Origin of the sequence: Planomicrobium sp. MB-3u-38 (assembly GCF_002836425.1) — a bacterium.
GTDB classification, from domain to species: Bacteria; Bacillota; Bacilli; order Bacillales_A; family Planococcaceae; genus Planococcus; species Planococcus okeanokoites.
On record NZ_PJBO01000009.1, the window covers coordinates 82,164 to 104,682 of the forward strand.

The 22,519-nt window shown below is 45.3% G+C and carries 23 protein-coding genes and 1 other annotated feature; of the genes, 21 read left to right on the forward strand and 2 right to left on the reverse strand.

Going from position 1 to position 22,519, the window contains the following annotated elements; translation table 11 throughout:
- Nucleotides 1–44 precede the first annotated feature (44 nt).
- A complete protein-coding gene (locus CXF70_RS04820; protein ID WP_101801723.1) occupies nt 45–323 on the forward strand; it encodes a DUF1294 domain-containing protein in 279 nt (92 codons plus the stop codon).
- Here the strand turns inward: CXF70_RS04820 and CXF70_RS04825 are convergent.
- Nucleotides 320–712 (reverse strand): sigma-w pathway protein ysdB, encoded by a 393-nt coding sequence (locus CXF70_RS04825; protein WP_101801724.1) that lies wholly within the window; start codon nt 710–712, stop codon nt 320–322. The two genes, CXF70_RS04820 and CXF70_RS04825, sit on opposite strands and share 4 nt — an antisense overlap.
- Before the next feature lie 92 nt (nt 713–804).
- Between CXF70_RS04825 and CXF70_RS04830 the strand changes: the two genes are divergently transcribed.
- The 11 genes from CXF70_RS04830 to CXF70_RS04880 all read left to right on the forward strand — a co-directional run bounded on the left by CXF70_RS04830 (nt 805) and on the right by CXF70_RS04880 (nt 10,902).
- Entirely contained in the window at nt 805–1,290 is a 486-nt protein-coding gene (locus CXF70_RS04830; protein WP_101801725.1) for a dUTP diphosphatase, read from the forward strand.
- 79 nt (nt 1,291–1,369) lie between these two features.
- The gene (locus tag CXF70_RS04835; protein WP_101801726.1) at nt 1,370–2,458 is read left to right on the forward strand and encodes a M42 family metallopeptidase; all 1,089 of its coding nucleotides are present in this window, start codon (nt 1,370–1,372) and stop codon (nt 2,456–2,458) included.
- Between the two features lie 488 nt (nt 2,459–2,946).
- A complete protein-coding gene (locus CXF70_RS04840) occupies nt 2,947–3,162 on the forward strand; it encodes a helix-turn-helix transcriptional regulator (protein ID WP_101801727.1) in 216 nt (71 codons plus the stop codon).
- Nucleotides 3,152–3,652 carry a hypothetical protein gene (locus CXF70_RS04845; protein WP_101801728.1) on the forward strand — a complete coding sequence of 167 codons (501 nt, stop codon included), beginning with the start codon at nt 3,152–3,154 and terminating at the stop codon, nt 3,650–3,652. Before CXF70_RS04840 ends, CXF70_RS04845 begins: the two co-directional genes overlap by 11 nt.
- The gene (locus CXF70_RS04850; RefSeq protein ID WP_101801729.1) at nt 3,649–4,098 is read left to right on the forward strand and encodes a small multi-drug export protein; all 450 of its coding nucleotides are present in this window, start codon (nt 3,649–3,651) and stop codon (nt 4,096–4,098) included. Before CXF70_RS04845 ends, CXF70_RS04850 begins: the two co-directional genes overlap by 4 nt.
- Before the next feature lie 57 nt (nt 4,099–4,155).
- Nucleotides 4,156–4,923 carry a TrmH family RNA methyltransferase gene (locus CXF70_RS04855; protein ID WP_101801730.1) on the forward strand — a complete coding sequence of 256 codons (768 nt, stop codon included), beginning with the start codon at nt 4,156–4,158 and terminating at the stop codon, nt 4,921–4,923.
- 48 nt (nt 4,924–4,971) lie between these two features.
- Nucleotides 4,972–5,198: a binding site (T-box leader), on the forward strand.
- 40 nt (nt 5,199–5,238) lie between these two features.
- The gene (gene pheS, locus CXF70_RS04860; RefSeq protein ID WP_101801731.1) at nt 5,239–6,276 is read left to right on the forward strand and encodes a phenylalanine--tRNA ligase subunit alpha; all 1,038 of its coding nucleotides are present in this window, start codon (nt 5,239–5,241) and stop codon (nt 6,274–6,276) included.
- Between the two features lie 12 nt (nt 6,277–6,288).
- The gene (pheT, locus tag CXF70_RS04865; RefSeq protein ID WP_101801732.1) at nt 6,289–8,688 is read left to right on the forward strand and encodes a phenylalanine--tRNA ligase subunit beta; all 2,400 of its coding nucleotides are present in this window, start codon (nt 6,289–6,291) and stop codon (nt 8,686–8,688) included.
- Between the two features lie 196 nt (nt 8,689–8,884).
- On the forward strand, nt 8,885–9,322 hold the full coding sequence (locus CXF70_RS04870) for a type IV pilus modification PilV family protein (protein ID WP_101801733.1): 438 nt from the start codon (nt 8,885–8,887) through the stop codon (nt 9,320–9,322).
- Nucleotides 9,323–9,345: 23 nt separating this feature from the next.
- Nucleotides 9,346–9,786, forward strand: coding sequence for a type II secretion system protein (locus tag CXF70_RS04875; protein ID WP_158241152.1), 441 nt, complete (start codon nt 9,346–9,348; stop codon nt 9,784–9,786).
- 9 nt (nt 9,787–9,795) lie between these two features.
- Complete coding sequence (locus CXF70_RS04880) at nt 9,796–10,902, forward strand: hypothetical protein (protein WP_101801735.1); 1,107 nt, start codon at nt 9,796–9,798, stop codon at nt 10,900–10,902.
- A gap of 96 nt (nt 10,903–10,998) precedes the next feature.
- On the opposite strand, the gene rnhC is transcribed toward CXF70_RS04880, so the two are convergent.
- Entirely contained in the window at nt 10,999–11,931 is a 933-nt protein-coding gene (rnhC, locus tag CXF70_RS04885; protein ID WP_101801736.1) for a ribonuclease HIII, read from the reverse strand.
- 131 nt (nt 11,932–12,062) lie between these two features.
- Here rnhC and zapA point away from each other — a divergent pair, with 131 nt between their 5' ends.
- From zapA to CXF70_RS04930, 9 genes are all read left to right on the forward strand, one after another.
- Nucleotides 12,063–12,323, forward strand: a complete 261-nt coding sequence (gene zapA / locus CXF70_RS04890) for a cell division protein ZapA (protein ID WP_084246401.1) — start codon at nt 12,063–12,065, stop codon at nt 12,321–12,323.
- Between the two features lie 5 nt (nt 12,324–12,328).
- Nucleotides 12,329–12,865 (forward strand): CvpA family protein, encoded by a 537-nt coding sequence (locus CXF70_RS04895; protein ID WP_084246399.1) that lies wholly within the window; start codon nt 12,329–12,331, stop codon nt 12,863–12,865.
- Between the two features lie 489 nt (nt 12,866–13,354).
- Entirely contained in the window at nt 13,355–15,058 is a 1,704-nt protein-coding gene (gene polX, locus CXF70_RS04900) for a DNA polymerase/3'-5' exonuclease PolX (protein WP_101801737.1), read from the forward strand.
- 12 nt (nt 15,059–15,070) lie between these two features.
- The gene (locus CXF70_RS04905; protein WP_101801738.1) at nt 15,071–17,434 is read left to right on the forward strand and encodes an endonuclease MutS2; all 2,364 of its coding nucleotides are present in this window, start codon (nt 15,071–15,073) and stop codon (nt 17,432–17,434) included.
- A 21-nt stretch (nt 17,435–17,455) separates the two neighbouring features.
- A complete protein-coding gene (locus CXF70_RS04910) occupies nt 17,456–17,869 on the forward strand; it encodes a DUF350 domain-containing protein (protein WP_084246393.1) in 414 nt (137 codons plus the stop codon).
- Between the two features lie 633 nt (nt 17,870–18,502).
- A complete protein-coding gene (locus CXF70_RS04915; RefSeq protein WP_084246391.1) occupies nt 18,503–20,194 on the forward strand; it encodes an AMP-binding protein in 1,692 nt (563 codons plus the stop codon).
- Between the two features lie 42 nt (nt 20,195–20,236).
- The gene (locus tag CXF70_RS04920) at nt 20,237–20,866 is read left to right on the forward strand and encodes a fatty acid metabolism transcriptional regulator FadR (protein WP_084246389.1); all 630 of its coding nucleotides are present in this window, start codon (nt 20,237–20,239) and stop codon (nt 20,864–20,866) included.
- Between the two features lie 17 nt (nt 20,867–20,883).
- Nucleotides 20,884–21,657: an enoyl-CoA hydratase gene (locus CXF70_RS04925; RefSeq protein WP_101801739.1), complete on the forward strand. Its 774-nt coding sequence runs from the start codon at nt 20,884–20,886 to the stop codon at nt 21,655–21,657.
- 20 nt (nt 21,658–21,677) lie between these two features.
- Complete coding sequence (locus CXF70_RS04930) at nt 21,678–22,451, forward strand: electron transfer flavoprotein subunit beta/FixA family protein (RefSeq protein WP_084246385.1); 774 nt, start codon at nt 21,678–21,680, stop codon at nt 22,449–22,451.
- The last annotated feature ends 68 nt before the right edge of the window (nt 22,452–22,519 follow it).

The window sequence follows — 22,519 nt, forward strand, 5'->3', positions numbered from 1 at the left end:
GACTGGCGATCATTCGCCAGTCTTTTTTCATGGAGGAATAGTAAATGTTTATTGTGATTTCCGCTTATATCGCTATCCTGTCCCTGATGGCTCTCATAATGATGAAAATTGATAAACGGCAGGCGCAGAAGCGTGGCCAGCGGATTCCAGAGAAGAATCTGTGGAGAGTCGCTTTGTTCGGCGGCGGCATCGGCGCTTATATGGGCATGATGGCTTTCCGCCATAAAACAAAGCATACGAATTTCCGGATCGGTTTCCTTATGCTGGCATTGCTTCAGGCAGCGCTGCTCGTTTGGCTTTACACGGAATTCGGATTGCGTTAAGCGCCGGTTTCACTTTTCATCAATTGCTCAATCGGATTTTTCCAGTTGATCGCAGCATTCGGGTAGTTCATGCGGATTTCTTTTTCGAGAAAATGGAAATCCTCTTTCGTAAATCCCTGGAGCTGTGTGGGATCTTCTGCCCAAATGAATATTGAAACCACTTCAAAAGCATCGTCTGTGGTTCCCAGGTATTTTTCACCTTCAAAGATGGCGCCGCGCAATGTAATAAAAAAATTTTTGCGGACATTCTGTATATCGTCAAAGAAGTAATACGATTTACTTTCGACTGCCGCATCGAATTTTCGTTTCGGGTCGAATACATAGCGCAACAAACGGTAGAATAGATATATAATTAATGCAATTACAATGAAACGGATAATGATGGCCATGCAGAATACCCCCTTGCAAAAGTGGTTGTCATGTATAATACGGACATAAAGAATTATGGTTTCAAGATTTATTGAAAAAAAGGAGGATTCTTATGAATTTAGAGAAATTATTCAGCATGCAGGAAGAATTGGACCGTTACATCCAGACGAACAACTCAGCTGATGGTGACCTCTTCGAGAAAAAAGGGCTGGCCCTCATCGTCGAACTGGCAGAGCTGGCGAACGAAACCCGCACCTTCAAATTCTGGAGCGCAAAGGGCCCCTCGGAACGTGAAGTGATATTGGAAGAATATGTGGATTCCATCCATTTTTTATTGTCCCTCGGAATCGAAAAAGATCTGAATATGCTGAAGGAGTGGCCGGATCCGTTGCTGGAAGAAGATCTGACTACAGTCTTTCTGAAGACGAACCAAAGCATATTGGAGTTTCTGGAGAAACATTCAATGTCGACTTACCAGCGGGTTTGGAGCTGCTACGGCAATATTGCCGACATACTGGGATTCAGCTATGAAGAAGTCTTGGATGCTTATATAGCGAAAAACCAGAAGAATTACGACCGCCAAAAAGATGGCTATTAATCCATTAGATGAATTTTTTGAAAATAAACGCAGGTTCATTTATAATGGACAAGTGAGACTATTTAGGAGGTCGAAATAAATGGTAAAATTAGACGAAACGCTTCAAATGTTGAAAGATTTGACTGATGCAAACGGTATTCCAGGCAATGAACGCCAATCGCGCGAAGTCATGAAGAAATACATAGCGCCTTTTGCCGACTCAATTGAAACGGACGGGCTGGGAAGCCTGATCGCTAAAAAAGAAGGGCAAGCTGACGGACCGAAAATCATGGTAGCCGGCCACCTGGATGAAGTAGGCTTCATGATTTCACAGATCGACGATAAAGGATTCCTTAAATTCCAGACTGTCGGCGGATGGTGGAACCAGGTTATGCTGGCACAGCGCGTAACCATCACTACACGCAGCGGCAAGGAAATCACAGGTGTCATCGGTTCTAAACCACCGCATATCCTGTCTCCTGAAGCACGCAAAAAACCTGTTGAAATCAAAGACATGTTCATTGATATCGGTGCATCTTCCCGCGACGAAGTAAAAGAATGGGGCATTACACCAGGCGATATGGTGACACCTTATTTCGAATTCCAGGCTATGACAAACGAAAAATTCCTATTGGCGAAAGCTTGGGACAACCGCATCGGCTGCGCAATCGCAATCGATGTATTGAAAGGCCTTAAAGGCCAGGACCACCCGAACGTCGTTTATGGCGTAGGAACAGTCCAGGAAGAAGTTGGACTTCGCGGCGCGAAAACAGCCACAGCGAAAATCCAGCCGGATATCGGATTTGCAGTGGACGTGGGCATCGCCGGCGATACTCCTGGCATCACAGCTCAGGAATCCAACAGCAAAATGGGCGACGGACCACAAATCCTTCTGTTTGACGCTTCCATGGTATCTCACCGCGGCTTACGCGAACTCGTTGTTGATACGGCTGAAGAAGCGGGTATCCCGTACCAATTCGAAACGATTGCAGGCGGCGGCACTGACGCCGGCTCGATCCACTTGACGGCGAACGGAGTTCCAGCCCTGTCGATTGGCGTAGCAACCCGCTACATCCACTCACATGCCGGCATTCTTCACCGCGACGACTACGAAAACGCAGTCAAACTGATCATCGAAGTCATCAAGAAATTGGACAAAGACACAGTAGCGAAAATTACATTCGAATAAACATTGCGACCCCGGCCGAGTATGGCTGGGGTTTTTTTGTTGAGTGCTCATAGAACGCCAATAGTGATCATAAAATTGCCTGAGTGATCATAGAACCCGAAAAAGTGATCATAGAATCCTGTGAGTAATCATAGAATCAAATAAGTGATCATAGAAGTCCAGAAAGTGATCATAGAAAATATAATTGGCCGTTTTTGTCGCTTTTCGCCCGCGAAAAGCATCCAATCAGTGGTTTTGATGTTAGAGAAACATATGAAATGACGTATTTCAGCCGGAATCGGGTTAAAAGCTGGTCCCGCTTCAAAAAAACGCCAAAACCAAACACAGCCCAAAACCCGAAGGCATGCGCCAAATCCGCGCATTCTTTTAAAATGCGCGGATCGCTTTCAGCGCTCCAACAAAAAAAGTAAACAATACTTTACTTAATGTTAAGTATACTGTACATTATGTAATATAAACCGAACATCTTTACAGAAAGGAAGAAACGGATGCTGAAAAATCGGGTGAAGGAAATGCGGGCCCGCCACAGCCTGACACAAAGTGATTTAGGCAAACAAGTCGTTGTGACAAGGCAGACGATCGCTTTTATTGAAAAAGGGGAGTTTTCACCATCGATTACATTGTCATTAAAATTGGCAAAGGCGCTGCAGGTGGATGTCAACGAATTATTTTGGCTGGAAGGGGAGAAAGAAGATGAAAAATGATATCAGAGTGACTTATCCGTTATGGATGATGGGGTTCATAGCATTGCTTGGAGTTTTTGCATATGGTATCAATTCGCCTAAAACCGAGTTTATCGATACTGCAACTGAAACAAGTCTTACGGTTCAAATTGGCCCATTTGAAAGCGCGCTTATATTCGGCGCCATATTCGTGTACTTGATTGTTTTAACGATTTTCGTGTCAAAAGTGAAGCAATACAATAAGAACAACCCGCAACAAAAAATATCGATGTTTTCCATCCGTCCGCCTGAGTACTTGGAAGCGGACGAAGGGATGACTTATATTACGAGACGGGCTGTACAGAAAGTTTACACTTTTTACTCGCTCGCACTTCCGGCACTTGCGACGGTTGTGATTATATTTACGATTCCACGTCTGCTTATCATTTATGCTATTCTCGGTTTAGCATTCACTCAATACGGGATCTACTACGCAGAAGTCCGCAAACATTTTAAGGAGGAAACGGAATGATTTATGAATATGCATTGGTCTTTCTTGGGGCGGCAATTCCATGGCTTGAAATTGCGTTGGTCATTCCGCTCGGCATCGTTTGGGGGCTGTCGCCGTTTTGGGTGATGCTGCTGGCGTTTGTCGGGAATATGGTGACGGTGCTTGCGCTGATCATCGGCTTCGACCGTTTCAAGGATTGGTACAATAAACGCCAGGAAGAGAAAGGCAAGACACAAAATAAAAAAAGCGAACGCGCCAAACGCATCTGGAATAAATACGGTTTGCCGGGACTGGCATTGCTTGGACCGATTCTGATCGGGACGCATATCGCGGCATTCATCGGAATGACGCTTGGTGCCACGAAGAAAAATACAACCGTCTGGCTGACGATCAGCATTGCCGTTTGGACGTTAGCTTTCGGCATCCTGACAGCGCTTGGCTTTGATTTCTTCACACTGGAACTCTAAAGAAAAGGCAACGGTGTGCTATACTAAAGCTATTCTGACTTAAAGGCGTGAACAATTATGAAACGAATCGAATCACTGCAAAATTCATTGGTGAAGCATTGGAAAAAACTCACCACCACCCGCAAGGAACGCGATAAATTTTCGGAATTTCTTGTGGAAGGATTTCATTTAACGGAAGAATCCCTGAAAAAGAAAGACCTCGTCAAAGGATTGATTGTCCGTGAAGGCGTGGATATTCCAGACTCATGGGCTATTGAAAACGTACCGCTCTATTCGGTGACTGCAGCGGTTGCGAAGGAAATCTCGGAAACGGAACATTCGCAGGGGATTTTCGCTCATTGCGCGCAACCCGAGTTTACCGAAGAGGATCAGCAGAGCTGGACGCGTCTCCTATTGATCGATGCTGTCCAGGACCCCGGCAATATCGGCACGATGATCCGGACAGCATCTGCTGCTGGCATTGATGCCGTTATCCTTGGCAAAGGCTGTGCAGATCCATTCAATCCGAAAACGGTCCGTTCAGCACAAGGTTCGCATTTTCAGATTCCGGTCGTTCGCGGAGAGCTTGGAGATTGGGTGCCGCAGCTGAAAAATGCAGGAATTTCTGTGTTCGGCACGGCATTGCAAAGAGCTATTCCGGTACATGAAGTCCAAACAAAAGAGCAATTCGCATTGATCGTCGGCAACGAAGGAAGCGGAGTTGCGCCTGAGTTATTGCAGCTTACGGAACAGAATCTGATGGTGCCGTTATACGGCAGCGCGGAGTCGCTGAATGTCGCAGTGGCGACAGGGATTTTATTGTACAGCCTCGTTCCGAAGAACTAAGGTTGATAATAGAGTGGAACTTTCGTATAATTAACAGGTAAATAAAACACAAAAGCATTGACCGGGAAAAGTACGGAATCCATTTGCATCGACAGGAAATTTGCGCCTTGACTGAAAGCGTGGATATGCAGACGTTTCGGAAGTTCACCCCGCGAGCTGCCGCCGGGACCAGCATATTGCTGTAAAGGTGGGCCGGTGAAGAGCCGTTACGTAAATGAGTGATTGCATACGTGCAATAACTAGGGTGGTACCGCGAATAATGCCTCGTCCCTTTTCAGGGACGGGGCTTTTTTATGTTTAGAGGAGGAGAAAAAAATGGAAGCACAATTGAATGAATTGAAAACACAGGCGCTTGATAAGATTGCTGCCGCATCAAACGTGAAAGAACTGAACGCTGTCCGCGTTGCCTATTTAGGCAAGAAAGGTCCGATTACGGATCTGCTTAAAGGCATGGGTAAATTACCTGCTGAAGAACGCCCGAAGATGGGGGCGCTTGTCAACGTGGTAAGGGAAGAAGTGACGGCGCGTCTGGAAGAGCGCATGGCGATTCTTGAGGAACAGGCGATCAATGAAAAGCTGCAAAGTGAAACAATTGACATCACGCTGCCAGGACGTCCTGTAAAATCGGGCAACGCACATCCGTTGACGCGTGTAATTGAAGAAATTGAAGATCTTTTCATTTCCATGGGCTATGAAATTGAAGAAGGCCCGGAAGTCGAGAAGGACTATTATAATTTCGAAGCGTTGAATTTGCCGAAAGGGCATCCGGCGCGTGATATGCAGGATTCCTTCTATATATCAGAAGATATTCTTTTGCGCACACATACATCTCCTGTGCAGGCGCGTACGATGGAGGCGAAAGGCGGAGAGCCGATCAAAATCATCTGTCCGGGTAAAGTGTATCGCCGTGATAACGATGACGCGACACATTCACACCAGTTCACGCAAATTGAGGGATTGGTCATCGGCGAAGATATCCGCATGAGTGACCTGAAAGGGACGCTTTCTGTATTCGCCAAGAAAATGTTCGGGGAAGACCGTGAAATCCGTCTTCGTCCAAGTTTCTTCCCGTTCACGGAACCATCTGTTGAAATGGATATCTCCTGCTTCAAATGCGGTGGGGAAGGCTGCAACGTCTGCAAGAAAACCGGCTGGATCGAAATTCTTGGAGCGGGTATGGTGCATCCGAATGTTTTGGAAATGGCAGGCTACGATTCGAAGCGCCTGACCGGATTCGCTTTCGGTATGGGACCTGAACGCATTGCGATGCTGAAATATGGCATAGAAGACATCCGTCATTTCTATACAAATGACGTCCGCTTTTTATCCCAATTTCAACGCACGGAAGTTTAAGGAGGAAATGACATGTTAGTATCGATAAAATGGTTGAAGGATTATGTAAATACACAAGATTTGCCGCCGGCTGAACTTGGCGAAAAAATAACGCGTGCCGGAATCGAAGTCGATGCAGTAATCGACCGTTCGGAAGGCCTTTCGAATATCGTCGTCGGATACGTGGAATCATGCGAAAAACATCCTGAAGCGGATAAATTGAGTATTTGCCAAGTTAACGTCGGCGAAGAAACAACACAGATCATCTGCGGCGCACCGAATATTGCGGCTGGCCAGAACGTGATTGTTGCCCGTCCGGGTGCACGTCTGCCAGGTGGAATGAAAATCAAAAAAGCCAAACTGCGCGGTGAAGAATCGAACGGGATGATTTGTTCATTGCAGGAACTGGGGATTGAAGGGAAACTGGTCCCGAAAGCATATGCGGAAGGGATTTATGTATTGCCTGAAAACGCGGAAGTCGGTTCAGACGTCATCACGAATTTTGATTTGGATGATACGGTCCTTGAACTTGGCCTGACGCCAAACCGCGCGGATGCGATGAGCATGCTGGGAGTAGCCTACGAAGTAGGGGCGATTCTGGAAGAAGAAGTGAAGCTGCCGGAAATCACTTATACGGAAGCGGAAGATACGGCTTCGTCCATGCTGACATTGAACATCGACTCACCGGAAGCCAATCCGCTGTATGTGGCTAAAGTGGTGCGTGGTATCGAAGTGAAAGAATCTCCGATGTGGCTGCAGCAGCGTTTGATGGCGGCTGGCGTCCGTCCGCATAATAACGTGGTCGATGTGACGAATTATGTCCTGATGGAATACGGCCAGCCGTTGCACGCATTCGACTATGATTTGCTGGAAACCGGCAACATCACGGTTCGCCATGCCAAGAAAGATGAATTGATCACGACGCTTGATGGCAATGAACGCAAGCTTTCGCTGAACAACCTGGTTATTACAAATGGTGAAAAACCAGTGGCCCTTGCAGGAGTCATGGGTGGTGCGAATTCAGAAGTCAGCAAAAATACTAAAACGGTCGTAATTGAATCGGCTTATTTTGAATCCGGCTCGATCCGCCAGACGTCGAAAGAACATAACCTGCGCAGTGACGCGAGTTCACGCTATGAAAAAGGTGTGGATCCAAACCGCGTGATTCCTGCTGCAGAACGTGCAGCACAATTACTGTCGGAACTTGCAGGGGGAGAAGTTCTTGCCGGTTCGGTCATTTTCGATAAATTGCAGCGTGAAGAAAAAGTCGTCCATGTGTCCCCGGATTTCATTAACAGCCGACTTGGCATGAAAATCCGTTTCGACGATATGCTGGACATTCTGAATCGTCTGCAGTTCAAGACGGAAGCGATGAACAATCAATTGATGATTTCTGTACCGACACGCAGACAGGACATCCAAATTGAAGAAGACATTGTAGAGGAAATCGCCCGCCTTTACGGCTACGACGAAATTCCGTCGACATTGCCGGAAACAGCGACCACTCCGGGAGGCTTGTCACCGTATCAGCAGAAACGCCGCATTGTCCGTAATTATATGGAAGGTGCAGGTTTGCTGCAGGCAACAACCTACTCACTGACTTCTGAAAAATCAGCGACTCAATTTGCAATGAAACAAACGGAATTGACACGTCTATTGATGCCGATGAGTGAAGAACGCAGCACATTGCGACAGAGCATCCTGCCCCATCTGCTCGAGTCGGTTTCATATAATACAGCAAGACGCACAGATTCCGTGGCATTGTATGAAACAGGATCTGTATTCCTGAAAGGCCATGATGAACTGTTAAATGAAGAAGAGCACCTGGCAGCTGCAATCACCGGTTTATGGCTCGACAACAGCTGGCAAGGCGAGAAGAAAGCCGTGGATTTCTTTGTACTGAAAGGAATTGTAGAAGGTTTAGCTGCTAAGCTGGATATTGAATTGGAATTTGAACGCGGTGAAATGGATGGTCTGCATCCAGGAAGAACGGCTTTCATCACACTTGATGGCCGCCGTATCGGAATCATCGGCCAATTGCATCCGAATGAGCAGAAGGCACGTGACCTGAAAACGACAATTGTCATGGAATTGAACCTGGCAGAGCTGTTCAAAGAACAAACGGAGCCTTTGGTCTATACACAAGTGCCGCGTTATCCGTCAATTACGCGTGACGTTGCGTTGGTACTCTCTAAAATCGTCGAAGCCGGCACAATCGAGAAACTGATTCGATCTGCAGGCGGTAAGCTATTGAAAGAGGTTAGTGTATTCGACCTTTATGAAGGCGATAATCTTGAAGCCGGCAAGAAATCAGTGGCGTTCTCACTGACATACTTCGATCCGGAGAAGACGCTTACAGATGAAGAAGTAACAGCTGTACATGAAAAAGTAGTTGGAGCATTAAAAGAATCAGGTGCGGAACTGCGCAGCTGATTAAATAGCAAGTAATCAGCCGGAATCCTTGGATTCCGGTTTTTGTTATTTATTTCTTTACGCTTGAAAAAATAAGTTTGAGGATGGATAGAAATAACTAGTAAATACAGAAAGCTATGGTGAAATTAATTTAATTAACATATAAAAAAGTTAAATAATGTAAATTAATTAAGGTATTCAGCTATGGAGGTAGAAGATGAAAAAGGCATTATTTAAAGAAAACGGCATGACTCTGGTGGAGTTGCTGGCTGCAATTGCTCTACTGGGGATAGTTTTATTTACTTTCATGTCTATTTTTACCCAGTCAGCTAAATTTTCAGCGCATAATCAGGAGACGTTGACAGTGGTTCAAATCGCGGAGCAGGTCGTTTCAGATGTAAGAGATCTGGAGACTATTTTTAGCTTAAATAATAATGGTAACTATAAAAAAGTGGCCAGTACTATAGAAGATAAGGATACATATGAACATTTCGTCGTAAAAATAACAGAAGAAGAAGTTCAAGTGGCGAGACCGGATTCTCCGGCTACTGCACTTACAATGAAAAAAGCGAATATTTCCGTCAAAGCAAAACCAGGTTTTGGTATAAATGAACCTGAATTTAAAACGGAAATGTATTTGAAGGTTCGGCCATGAGGAATGAGAAGGGTATCACTCTAGTGGAATTGGTTGCAGTGCTTGCGATTGCCGGAATTATTGTAGCTCTAATTGCGAGTGTACTTTCAAGCGGAACAAACGCCTCGCAAAGGACAAGTTTGAATCAGCAGCTGCAGCAGGAAGGCAATATAATAGTAGAAAAAATCCGCGCCCAATATTTATTGAATCAGAAAGAAGACGCAGTATCTGATAAATTTGAAATTGTTGTGGAGAATGAGAAATTAATATACAAGGATGATACAGGCGCAAATGCGGTTATTTCAGAAGGATTTACATATGATTTAGATCCAGCTTCAGCAGATGCTTCTTCACCAACAAAGAAAATAGTCGTTTTGGATAGAACACAAAAATCAGTATTCAACATTTTGATCCGTGGAAAAACCAACGTAAATTCGCCCGACCAAGAATATAAAATCAACACATCATTCAGCAAGTTAAATTAGGAGGATCACATGAAGACTTTCAAAAATGAAAAGGGATACGCGCTGTTAATGGTGTTAATGCTGATCCTTCTGTTTACTGTTCTTGGAATGGGGCTTATGGCAACGAATATGAATTCGGCTAAGCAGTTTAGTACAAAGGAAAACCAAGTGCAGGCTAGGCACCAGGCTGAGATGGGTGTGCTGCATTATGGAGTAGTATTGGAAGACAAGGTTAAAAGATCTTCTGCAACAGCTATAAGTTGCACTGACATTGATGCATTGCTGGGAACTACGAAAAAACTAAGTAAAGACGATTATTTCATCGAACCTGCAAATGGATCAGCTTCTTGCAAAGAAGTAGATAGCGGTAAGTTACTTGAAGTCACAATAAAAAGTACAGGAACTGTTCAAGGTGAGACTCAAAAGAAGGTTGAAGCTACTTTCTATATTGACAATCTTGGCAGTAGTTTAGATGGAGTAGCTGAAAATACAAATATAATAAACCCACCATTAACCGAACCGGAAAATGCACAAAAGAGAGATTCATATATTGTTACTAAGCATTCAGGGGAAGCTTTATCAACAATTAACAATAGTTTAGTCATAAATAAGTCGCTTTCAACAGGTAGGGGTGCTTCAACTGTATTTAAAGCCAAAAAGCATTTATTTATCAAAGGTGTAAATGGAATAAGTCTAGATACTAATAATCATGCGTGTATAGGAGTAGGGGGAAACTTTACTGCATTAAATAAAATTGATTGGGGAGGTCAAAGTTCTATTGAACTTCTTGTTCGTCAAGATGCTTACTTTCCAACAAGTATAGATAATTGGAAGTCGGATAAAACAATAATTTTTATATTTGGTAATTTGTACTTGCCTGAAAATTACACATATAAGACTCATAACAATAATCTTGCGGTAAAAGGTGACATGCAAGTTTATATCCAAGGTAAAGTTTTTCAAAATTCTCGGAGTAACGTTTTTAAAGAAGTCATAGCACACCCTTTTTATAAGATGGATCAAACTAGTATGGATAGAGCAAATAGTTTAAGTTGCGCAGTCCCTAAAATGGAAGAAGAAAATATAAAAACACCAAATTGGATAGTACAAGATGATATTAATATCAGTTACCAATAAAAAAAATTATATAATTTAATAGAAATAACAAAAGGGTGACCTAGTAATGAAAAAACATTATTAGGCCACCCTTTTGTTTACATAATAAAAATATCCCTAACTCCGTCTCTTCCCAGCCAAAACCTTCGCCTTCCCAGCATTCGCAAAATGCCACTTCGTCAAAGTTTTCAAATACTCTTCTCCATGCTTTATGATAATTTTCGCAGCCGCTTCATCCACAATTTTGCCGGCTCCTTTAGGAAGAGTGACGCCGGCTTCAGCGCTCATCCGATCCATTTCTTCCAGGAAAGCCACGCGTGCGATGATTGAAGCACAGGCTACGGAAACATGGAGGCCTTCCGCTTTCGTGGAGAACAGGACGTTCTCGCGGATAATTTCTTTTTCGCCTTTGATATGATTATAATAAATACCGCGTTCGGCGAATTGGTCGATAAGTATGGCATCAGGTTTTACCGGATCCAACTTTGCCAGCACGTGTTTCAGTGCCTGGTTATGGAGCAGGGCTTTTATTTTTCCTTGAGACCAGCTTTGTGCCTGGACTTTATTGTATTTTTCATTTTTCAAAGTAAGAACTTTATGGACGAAAGCTTCCCGAAGGTCGGGCGCAATTTTGCGCATGTAGTCATCTGAAAGCAATTTTGAATCCTTGACGCCGAGTTCGTGGGCGAGTTCCACTCCATCGGCAGGTACGAAACAAGCGGCGACTGTAATCGGTCCGAAGAAATCTCCGGTGCCCGTTTCGTCAGATCCCAAAACGGAAAGCTTCGCAAAATTTTCGGGCAGCGTGTCGCCTTTAGCGCCGGAAACTTTAGTGGCAGCAGCCGAAGCTTCTCCCCATTTTCCGGCTTCCCGTTCAGCTCCAGCCCCTTGGAACATGACTTTTCCGGAATTGTAGACAGTTATGACTGTATCAGTCAGTTTGGCGGTGAAACGGACATATTGCGCTTTGGCAGGCGTCTTTTTATTTTCATAATGTTTGATGATCTGGAGGAGACTTTCCTCTGGAAGTTTTAATACGACGTTGGACATAGGACAGTCTCCTTTCTAATGATTCACAAGTTGCTTGTGTTCATGTTATGATTATGTACAGAAATAAAATGCGTTGGCTGGAATAGGCTGATGCTGTTATGCCGAGGCATAATTGATTGGGGGATGGAACATTGTCGGATCAGCAAAGAATTCGCACATCAGTTGAGATCTACGGCCATACTTACAAGATGGTAGGCACTGAAACCTCTGGCCACATGCGTTTGGTGGCTTCTACAGTGGACGAGAAGATGCGTGAGATTCATGCGATGAATCCATCTCTCGACAGTTCGCGCCTTGCAGTTTTGACTGCGGTAAATGCGGTACATGATAATCTTAAACTGAAAGAGCGTATTGAACAATTGGAAACTGAATTGAAAAAACTGAAGGGCTGAAGTAGATGCTAGATATAATTTTATTCCTGTTGCTAATTGCCGGCATCATAGTCGGTGCCAAACGGGGCCTTGTGGTCCAATTAATACATATGGTAGGGTTCATCATCGCGCTGGTCGTGGCATACCTCTATTATAAACCTTTATCCGAATACTTCGTTCTGTGGATTCCATATCCGGCAGTAACTGATGAATCCAGGTTTACACTCGCGATCGAGCAATTGGATCTTGACCAGACCTTTTATCAATTATTCGCATTCGCACTTATTTTCTTTGTCGTTAAATTTGGCCTGCAGCTGATTGCATCCATGTTCGACTTCCTGAAGTATTTGCCGGTACTCGGATTCCTCAGCAAAATCTTAGGAGCAATCCTTGGCTTTATCGAAATGTTGATCCTGTTATTCTTCTTCATCTATGTTTTTGCATTGCTGCCGCTGGATATCATTCAGAACCAGCTTGAAAACTCAGGAATTGCTCAGGCAATCCTTGAACACACGCCTTATTTCTCTGAGAAAGTGAAAGAATGGTGGTATATTTATATGTAAGCACTGACTTCTCTCATTGCGGGAGAAGTTTTTTTGGAGTTTAGGGGTATAAATTGAATGAAATTATCTTAAATACCACTTCGGCGCTTAGGATAGTGCAAAGATTATGCTCCTGCGCACTGCTCGTCGCAAAAGTTGCGCCATCTTCGCATGGCGAACCTTGCCTCCCACAATAAGCCGAGAAGACCACTCGTCTTTTACTCCGTCGGCATTCGCCTGCTCCATAGGCGCGCCTTTGCTGAAAGATATCTCTGGAAGTACTTTTATAAATGTGATGTTTTTAAAACCAATTATGAAGTACACCATAAAATAATTAGCGGATTCAGAATGAAGCAGCAGACGGCGACTCCTGCGGGATTAAGAGCTAGTCCTGAGACCCCGCAGGTAGCGCAGCGAACGAGGAGGCTCAGGCAGCTCCCCGCGGAAAGCGTCCGTCTGAAGCGGAATGGCTATCAATATTATGTAATTCTTTAAACAGGAGGTCTCCCAATGAATAAAAAAGTCATCATCCGAACACTTGAAAAGATCGCTTTATATATGGAATTAAAAGGTGAAAACCCGTTTAAAGTATCCGCTTTCCGTAAAGCGGCACAGGCCCTCGAGCTCGATCAGCGTTCGCTGTCTGAAATAGAAGACGTCACGAAGCTGAAAGGCATCGGCAAAGGTACAGGGGACGTTATACTCGAGTTGATGGACAGTGGTAAATCGACGGTTTTAGAAGAATTGCAGGAAGAAGTGCCGAAGGGGCTAATTCCCTTGATGAAATTGCAGGGGCTTGGCGGCAAAAAAATCGCCAAACTATATAAAGAACTCGGCATCGATTCCGCTGAAGCTCTGAAGCAGGCATGCATCGACCACAATATTCAGAAGCTGCCTGGATTCGGCCCGAAATCGGAAGACAAAATTTTAAAGGAATTGATGGAGTTCGATTCGAAACCAGGGCGCCATCCAATTTGGAAAACAGCTGAAGCTGTCGCCGCCATCAACGAAATACTGGAAGGCATAAAAGAAATCAGTGAGTTTTCTGTCGCAGGCAGCTATCGCCGTACAAAGGAAACGAGCAAGGACCTGGATTTCATCGTAGCGACCAGCCAGCCATCCATTGTAAAAGAGCAATTGCTTGCAGCGTTGCCGGTGCAGGAAACGATTGCTTCAGGTGACACGAAAGTGTCAGTTACTGTAGAATTCCAGGACCCGATCGATATTGATTTCCGTTTGGTTGCACCAGAGGAGTTTGTCACGGCGCTGCATCATTTCACGGGATCGAAAGACCATAATGTGAAGATGCGCCAGTTGGCGAAATCACAGAATAAGAAAATCAGTGAATACGGAGTCGAGCAGGAAGACGGTTCCATCCAGACCTTCAATTCGGAAGAAGACTTTTTCGCGCATTTCGGATTGCCGTTCATTCCGCCGTCGGTCCGTGAAGATGGACGTGAAACAGACCGCATCGCAGAATTGCCGGAACTTGTCTCTATTGAAGACATTATAAGCGACCTGCATATGCATACGGTCTGGTCTGATGGGGCGCATTCATTGAAAGAGATGATCGATGCCTGCCGCAGCCGAAATTACGAATATATGGTCATCACCGACCATTCGCAGTATCTGAAAGTGGCAAACGGATTGACGCCTGAGCGTTTATTGGAGCAGAATGGCCAGATCCGTGAATTGAATAAAGAATATGATGATATCGAAGTGCTGTCCGGTACGGAAATGGATATTTTGCCGGATGCGTCGCTCGATTTTGATGATGAAGTATTGAAGCAGCTTGATTTTGTCATTGCCAGCATCCATTCGAGTTTCCAGCAGCCGCAGGAGCAGATCATGGAGCGGATCCACACTGCGATGAAAAACCCATATGTCCACATGATTGCGCATCCTACAGGACGTATCGTCGGCCAGCGGAGCGGATATGACCCGGACGTCGAGCAGCTTCTGGACTGGGCAAGTGAATATGGTAAAATTGTGGAATTGAATGCAAGTCCATACCGGTTGGACTTGGCGGTTGAATTTCTTGAAATGGCACAGGAAAAAGGGGTGCCTGTGGCAATCAATACAGATGCCCACGCCATTGATCAACTGGAAGTGATGGCCATCGGGGTTCGCCATGCACAAAAAGCCTGGCTGAAACGTGACAATGTGGTCAATACATGGCCGCTGGAGAAATTTAAAGCATATCTGAAAAAATAGGAGGTGTCGCGAATGATCGCGGAACGCGCATTAAAGACACTCGAATTTTATAAAATCCGTGACGAAGTGGCGCGATATTGCACCTCTTCACTCGGTAAAAATCATATAGATAAATTGGTGCCATCTGTAGAAATCCGGGAAGTGGAGCAGCTGCTTGCTGAAATGGATGAAGCGGCGCAAGTGCTGCGTGTTAAGAACAATGTGCCGATGGGCGGTATTTTTGACGTCCGGATGCACGCAAGAAGAGCGCAAATTGGAGGTTCGTTGAGCCCGGTCGAATTGATGGAGGTATCATCAACCATTCGCGCCAGCCGGATTCTTCGCCAATTTTTCGAAGCAATTCGTGAAGAAGGAGATATCCAAATTCCTTTATTCCTTGAGAAAAAGGAATCGATGCCGATTCTGACACAATTGGAACACGACATCAATGCGTGCATCGATGACAACGGAGGGGTGCTGGATTCAGCAAGTCCTGCATTACGCTCGATACGCCAGCAGCTGCGTTCACAGGAAAGCCGCGTACGTGAACGGCTGGAAAGCTTGGTGCGCGGAAAGAATGCGGCGAAAATGCTGTCGGATTCCATCGTCACCATCCGCAATGACCGATTTGTCATTCCAGTCAAACAGGAATATCGCAGCCATTATGGCGGCATTATCCATGACCAGTCTTCATCCGGACAGACGCTTTTCATCGAACCGGATGCGGTGGTGCAGGCAAATAATGAAGTGCGCCGTCTGAAAATGAAAGAGAAAGAAGAGATTGACCGTATCCTTCAGATGCTGTCGGCCCAGGTGCAGGAAGTGGCGCATGACATTTTCGTCATGGTCGAAGTGCTTGGTGAAATCGACATGATCTTCGCTAAAGCGAAATACGGTTCAGCCAATAAATGCTCAAAGCCAGCTATGAATACAGAGGGCTATATCAATCTTAAAAAAGCCCGCCATCCTTTGATTCCAAAAGATGAAGTGGTCGCCAACGATATCGAATTTGGCCGTGACATTACAGCGATTGTCATAACCGGACCGAATACAGGAGGTAAAACCGTCACCTTGAAAACGGTGGGACTCTGCACATTGATGGCCCAGGCGGGTCTGCCGGTTCCGGCGCTTGATGGCTCTGAACTTGCTGTGTTCGATCAGATTTTTGCCGATATTGGTGATGAGCAGTCGATTGAACAAAGCCTCAGTACGTTTTCGTCCCATATGGTCAACATCGTGGATATATTGACGAAGTTCGATGAGAATTCGCTTGTCATCTTCGATGAACTGGGTGCAGGGACGGATCCGCAGGAAGGTGCCGCACTGGCGATTTCATTGCTTGACGAAGTCCACGGCAGAGGCGCGCGCGTCATTGCGACGACTCACTATCCCGAGCTTAAAGCATACGGCTATAACCGGCCGGGAGTGGCGAATGCCAGCGTGGAATTCAATGTGGAAACTTTAAGTCCCACGTACCGCTTGTTAATAGGCGTTCCTGGACGAAGCAACGCATTTGAAATTTCGAAACGCCTCGGATTGCCTGAGCACATCATCACCCATGCACAAAGCTTTACCGGCACGGACAGCCGCCAGGTCGATTCCATGATTGCGTCACTCGAGAAGAGCCGCAGGGAATCCGAGCAGGATGCCGAACGTTCAAGCGAGGTGCTGAAGGAATCCGAGAAATTAAAAGAAGAACTGGCTGCCCAACTAAAACAGTACGAACAGAAAAAAGAGCAGCTTGAAGAAAAGGCGCGTGAAAAAGCGCGCAAGATTGTCGACCAGGCCCGCGCAGAAGCAGAAGAAGTCATTTCCGACTTGAGGAAGATGCAGTTGAATCAACAAGGTACCATCAAAGAACATCAATTGATCGATGCAAAAAAACGTCTTGAAGGGGCGGCGCCCGAAAACCGCATTTTGAAAAAAGCGGCCAAAGACAAACAGCGTGAAGTGAAGTTGAAACCCAATGATGAAGTTAAAGTGATTTCATTCGGACAAAAAGGCACGCTGGTCGAAAAAGTTTCCGACAAGGAATGGATCGTGCAGATCGGCATCCTGAAGATGAAACTGCCGGAATCAGATCTTTCCTATACAAAACCGGAAAAGGAAAAAGAGACACGCACCATGGCTACTCTCAAAGACCGCGACAGCCATGTGAAGCTGGAGCTTGATTTGAGAGGCGAACGCTATGAAGATGCGCTTGCCCGTGTTGAAAAATACCTGGATGATGCGTTATTATCGAACTACCATCAAGTTTCCATTATTCATGGAAAAGGGACAGGCGCGCTGCGGCAAGGCGTGCAGCAATACCTGAAAAAACATCCGCGGGTGAAAAGTTACCGTTTTGGCGAAGCGGGTGAAGGCGGTTCAGGCGTGACCGTCGCTGAGTTGAAGTAGGAATATAGGGGAGATTGAGCAATGTCAGAGACTGGGTTTTGGACGCATCCGCTTGTCGAAACGGCAGGCTATTTCAGTGTAGTAGTATTGTGTTTGATCGTGGCGATGGTGATTTTCGAAGTCATCACCAAGTATAAAAACTGGGAAGAAATCAAAAAAGGCAACCTGTCAGTGGCCATGGCGACTGGCGGGAAGATTTTTGGTGTAACGAATATTTTCCGTTATTCCATCGAACAGCACAACACGCTGCCGGAAATGATCGGCTGGGGCGTCTATGGTTTCGGCCTGCTGATATTCGCTTATATCCTGTTTGAATTTTTGACGCCTAAATTTAAAGTGGACGATGAGATCGAGAACGACAACAGATCTGTCGGTCTGATTTCCATGATGATTTCGGTCGGGTTGTCGTTTGTAATCGGTGCAAGTATTTCTTAGGAGTTGTGGCACTTGGAAAATCTAATAAAGATCCTGATAGTTTGTTGTATATTGTTTGTACTTGTCGGGATTGTCTATCTTTTCATCATCTAGAAACGGAACTGCCAGCTAAAACAGCTGGCGGTTTTTATTATTCTATATAAGTAGAACTAATAATCTATAATAGTCGATATTTCTCAAAACAGCTGCCTTTACCGAATGCTTGCTCTGAATTAACTCGGGCTCGTCGCCTGAGTAGAATTAGCCCTTCGTTGAAACCGAGTCGGAAAACCAACTCCGTTGCTGTTCCTTAAGGCGTCTTCGCTATTTTGCTCCATGTGTATAGAGACTTTTTTCAGCAAAGGCGCGGCTCAGGAGCAGGCGAATGCCGACGGAGCAAAGACGAGTGGTCTTCTCGGCTTATTGCGGGAGCTAAGGTGCGCCATACGAAGATGGCGCCTCCTTTGCGACGAGCAGTGCGCAGGAGCATAATCTCTGCCCTGTCCATAGCGCCAAAGCGTTATCTATGTTATTTCTTTAGTTCAATAAATATAAGTTATGTAAAAATAAAGTTTGTAAGCGCTGACATATTTCTCTATAATTAAAAATAGGAATATTCACACGATTCTTATAATACAAAAGGAGGAAATTAGAATGACAGAAAAGCCATGGCTTGCGCATTACCCGCCGGAGATTCCTCATACATTGAATTATGAAAGTAAGCCGGTACAGGATTATTTGACCCATACTTTCGAGGCGACACCTGAAAAAACGGCGATTCATTTCATGGGCAAAGATATGACTTATCAGGAACTTTATGATTCTGCGATGAAATTCGCAAGTTACCTGCAAGGTCTGGGCATCAAAAAAGGTGACCGCGTAGCGATTATGCTGCCGAACTCTCCACAGGCTGTCATCGGATTCTACGGTATCCTGTATGCTGGCGGTGTAGTGGTTATGACAAACCCCTTGTATACAGAACGTGAAATTGCCTACCAGATGAAGAACTCTGGTGCCAAAGCCATATTGGCGATGGATATCCTTTATCCAAGAATTTCAAAAGTATTGAAGGATACGGACCTTGAAAATGTTATCATTACAGGTATTAAGGAATATCTTCCGTTCCCGAAAAATATGATTTATCCTTTCATTCAGAAGAAACAATACGGCATTACAGTGAAAGTGGAGCATAGGGGCTCGAATCACCTATTCTCTGAAATCATGAAAACAGCAACAACCGATGTTGCGAAAACCGAATTCGATTTTGAAAAGGACCTGGCTCTCCTGCAGTATACTGGAGGCACGACAGGATCACCAAAAGGCGTCATGCTGTCACATAAAAACCTGATTTCAAACGCGACTATGTGTGATACGTGGCTCTATAAAACCAAGCGCGGCGAGGAAACGGTTCTCGGCATCATCCCGTTATTCCACGTGTATGGACTGACAACTGTGCTGATCCTATCAGTTATGCAGGGCAATAAAATGGTGCTGTTGCCGAAATTCGATCCAGAAACTGCTTTGAAGACGATCAGTAAACAGAAACCGACTTTATTCCCGGGGGCTCCGACGCTGTATATCGGATTGATGAACCACCCGGATATCAAGAAATACGACCTTTCTTCAATCAGCGCGTGTTTGAGCGGTTCTGCTCCGCTGCCGGTGGAAGTTCAGGAGAAATTCGAGAAGATCACGGGCGGCCGTCTGGTGGAAGGCTACGGGTTAACAGAAACTTCACCGGTAACGCATTCGAATCTTGTGTGGGGAGACAGAGTCAAAGGCTCTATCGGATTGCCATATCCGGACACGGATTGCAAAGTGTTTCAGCCAGGAACGACTGAAGAAGTGCCCCATGGTGAAATCGGTGAAATCGGCATCAAAGGACCTCAAGTCATGCAGGGGTACTGGAATAATCCAGAAGCTACGGCTGCCACGATTGTCGATGGCTGGCTGATGACAGGCGACCTTGGATATATGGATGATGCAGGCCATTTCTTCGTGGTTGACCGCAAAAAAGACATGATCATCGCTGGTGGATTCAATATCTACCCACGTGAAATCGAAGAAATCCTTTATGAAAATGAAGCCATTCAGGAATGCGTCGTAGCGGGCATACCGGATCCTTACCGCGGAGAAACCGTGAAAGCATACATCGTCCTGAAAGAAGGCAAATCGATTACGGAAGAAGAACTGGATGCGTATTGCAGGGAACATCTCGCGGCATTTAAAGTACCTCGCATCTATGAATTCCGAACTGAACTGCCAAAAACAGCAGTCGGCAAGATTTTGAGACGCTCTCTGATCGATGAAGAGAAGCAGAAGCTCAACGAAGCCGTCCCTTCATAAAGCTTGACACAATAAGCAGTAAACTATAATATGAAAATATGAATGAATCGCCATTCATATTTTCATATTTTTTTGGGTGGTGAGGAATTGGTAAAAAAAGATAAACCGAAATATAAGCAAATAATTGATGCGGCGGTGATCGTCATCGCCGAAAATGGCTACCATCAAGCCCAGGTTTCGAAAATCGCTAAACAAGCCGGGGTCGCGGATGGTACAATTTATTTGTATTTCAAAAACAAAGAAGACATTCTCATATCTGTCTTCCAGGAAAAGATGGCGGTTTTCGTCAGCAAATTGGAACAGATTCTCGAGAAAGATCATTCAGCCGCTGAAAAACTGAAGCATATGATCGAGAGTCACTTCAATTTATTGGCGAACGATATCCATTTGGCTATCGTCACCCAGCTCGAACTCAGACAGTCGAATACCGAGATCCGGCTGAAGATCAACAGCGTCCTTCGGGAATATCTTCTATTGCTGGATCAAATCCTGATCAGCGGTATGGAAGCGAATGAGTTCGACAAGGACATGGATATCCGCCTAGCCAGACAGATGGTCTTCGGTACGATGGATGAAACCATAACGACGTGGGTCATGAATGAGCATAAATATGATCTGGTCGAATTGGCTCCAAAAGTCCATCATTTATTGATGAAGGGCATGCGTGCCTAAGAGAGGGGTTTATCAGAATGGAATTTATCAGTTATCGTGTAGAAGACGGGGTTGCGGTCGCAACGATCAACCGTCCGCCGGCAAATGCTTTGTCGCGCGCTTTAATCATGGAAGTGGATGAACTGCTTAGTGCGGTCGAAAACGATGACGCTGTCCGCGCAATCGTATTGCACGGAGAAGGCAGATTCTTCTCAGCTGGAGCGGATATCAAGGAATTTACCCAGGTCACTTCAGGTGAAGAATTTTCAAAACTCGCTGCAAGCGGGCAAAAAGTTTTTGAACGGGTTGAAACATTCCATAAGCCTGTTATCGCTGCAATCCACGGTGCTGCCCTTGGCGGCGGTCTGGAGCTCGCGATGAGTTGTCAAATGCGTTTTGTTTCAGAAAATGCTAAGCTAGGATTGCCGGAACTTCAGCTTGGGCTTATTCCTGGTTTTGCGGGAACACAAAGATTGCCGAGATACGTCGGCGTTGCGAAAGCAGCCGAAATGCTATTGACTTCCGACCCGATCAGCGGAACGGAAGCAGCGCAATTGGGATTGGCGAACAGAGCTTATCCGGAAGAAGAACTTCTTTCGCAAACGCTTACAATTGCCAAGAAGATTGCCAAGAAGAGCCCGGTTTCAGTTAAAGCCGCGATTGATATGCTGCAGTATGCCAAGCATGCCGGCTATTATGACGGCGTGGAAGCCGAAGCGAATTCTTTCGGAACCGTTTTTGTGTCCGAAGATGCAAAAGAAGGAATCCAGGCGTTTCTGGAAAAACGCGAAGCACAATTTAAAGGGAAATAATACTTGGGAGGTCTACGTTAATGAACATTTATGTATTAGTTAAACGTACATTCGACACAGAAGAGAAATTAGTCATTTCTGGCGGAAAAATTCAGGAAGACGGCGCAGAATTCATCATCAATCCTTACGATGAATACGCGATCGAAGAAGCGATCAACGTCCGCGATGAGCACGGCGGTGAAGTTACTGTCATCACGATGGGCGGCGAAGACGCTGAGAAACAGCTTCGTACAGCACTTGCTATGGGTGCAGACAAAGCGGTTCTTATCAACACTGAAGACGATGTAGAAGAAATGGACCAATTCACTTCAGCTTACATATTGGCTGAATATCTGAAAGATAAAGAAGCTGACCTTATCCTTGCGGGTAACGTTGCAATCGACGGCGGTTCAGGACAAGTCGGACCACGCGTTGCAGACTTGTTGGACATCAACTATGTGACTACAATCACCAGCCTTAAAATCGAAGGCGAAAAAGTGACGATCGTCCGCGATATCGAAGGAGACGCTGAAGAGCTTGAAACTTCATTGCCATTGCTGGTAACTGCTCAGCAAGGTTTGAACGAGCCACGCTATCCATCACTTCCAGGAATCATGAAAGCGAAGAAAAAACCGCTTGAAGAACTTGAACTGGATGATCTTGATATCGACGAAGACGATGTTGAAGCGAAAACAGAAACTATCGAAATCTACTTGCCGCCAGCTAAAGCTGCAGGACGCATTCTGGAAGGCGATATTTCAAACCAGGTAACTGAACTGGTAAGCTTGCTTAAAAACGAAGCGAAAGTTATATAAATCAGAAAAGCGACGGCGCCCGCTAAGCTCTGAAAGGCATAAGACAGAACAGCAGAGTGGCGAGTTTT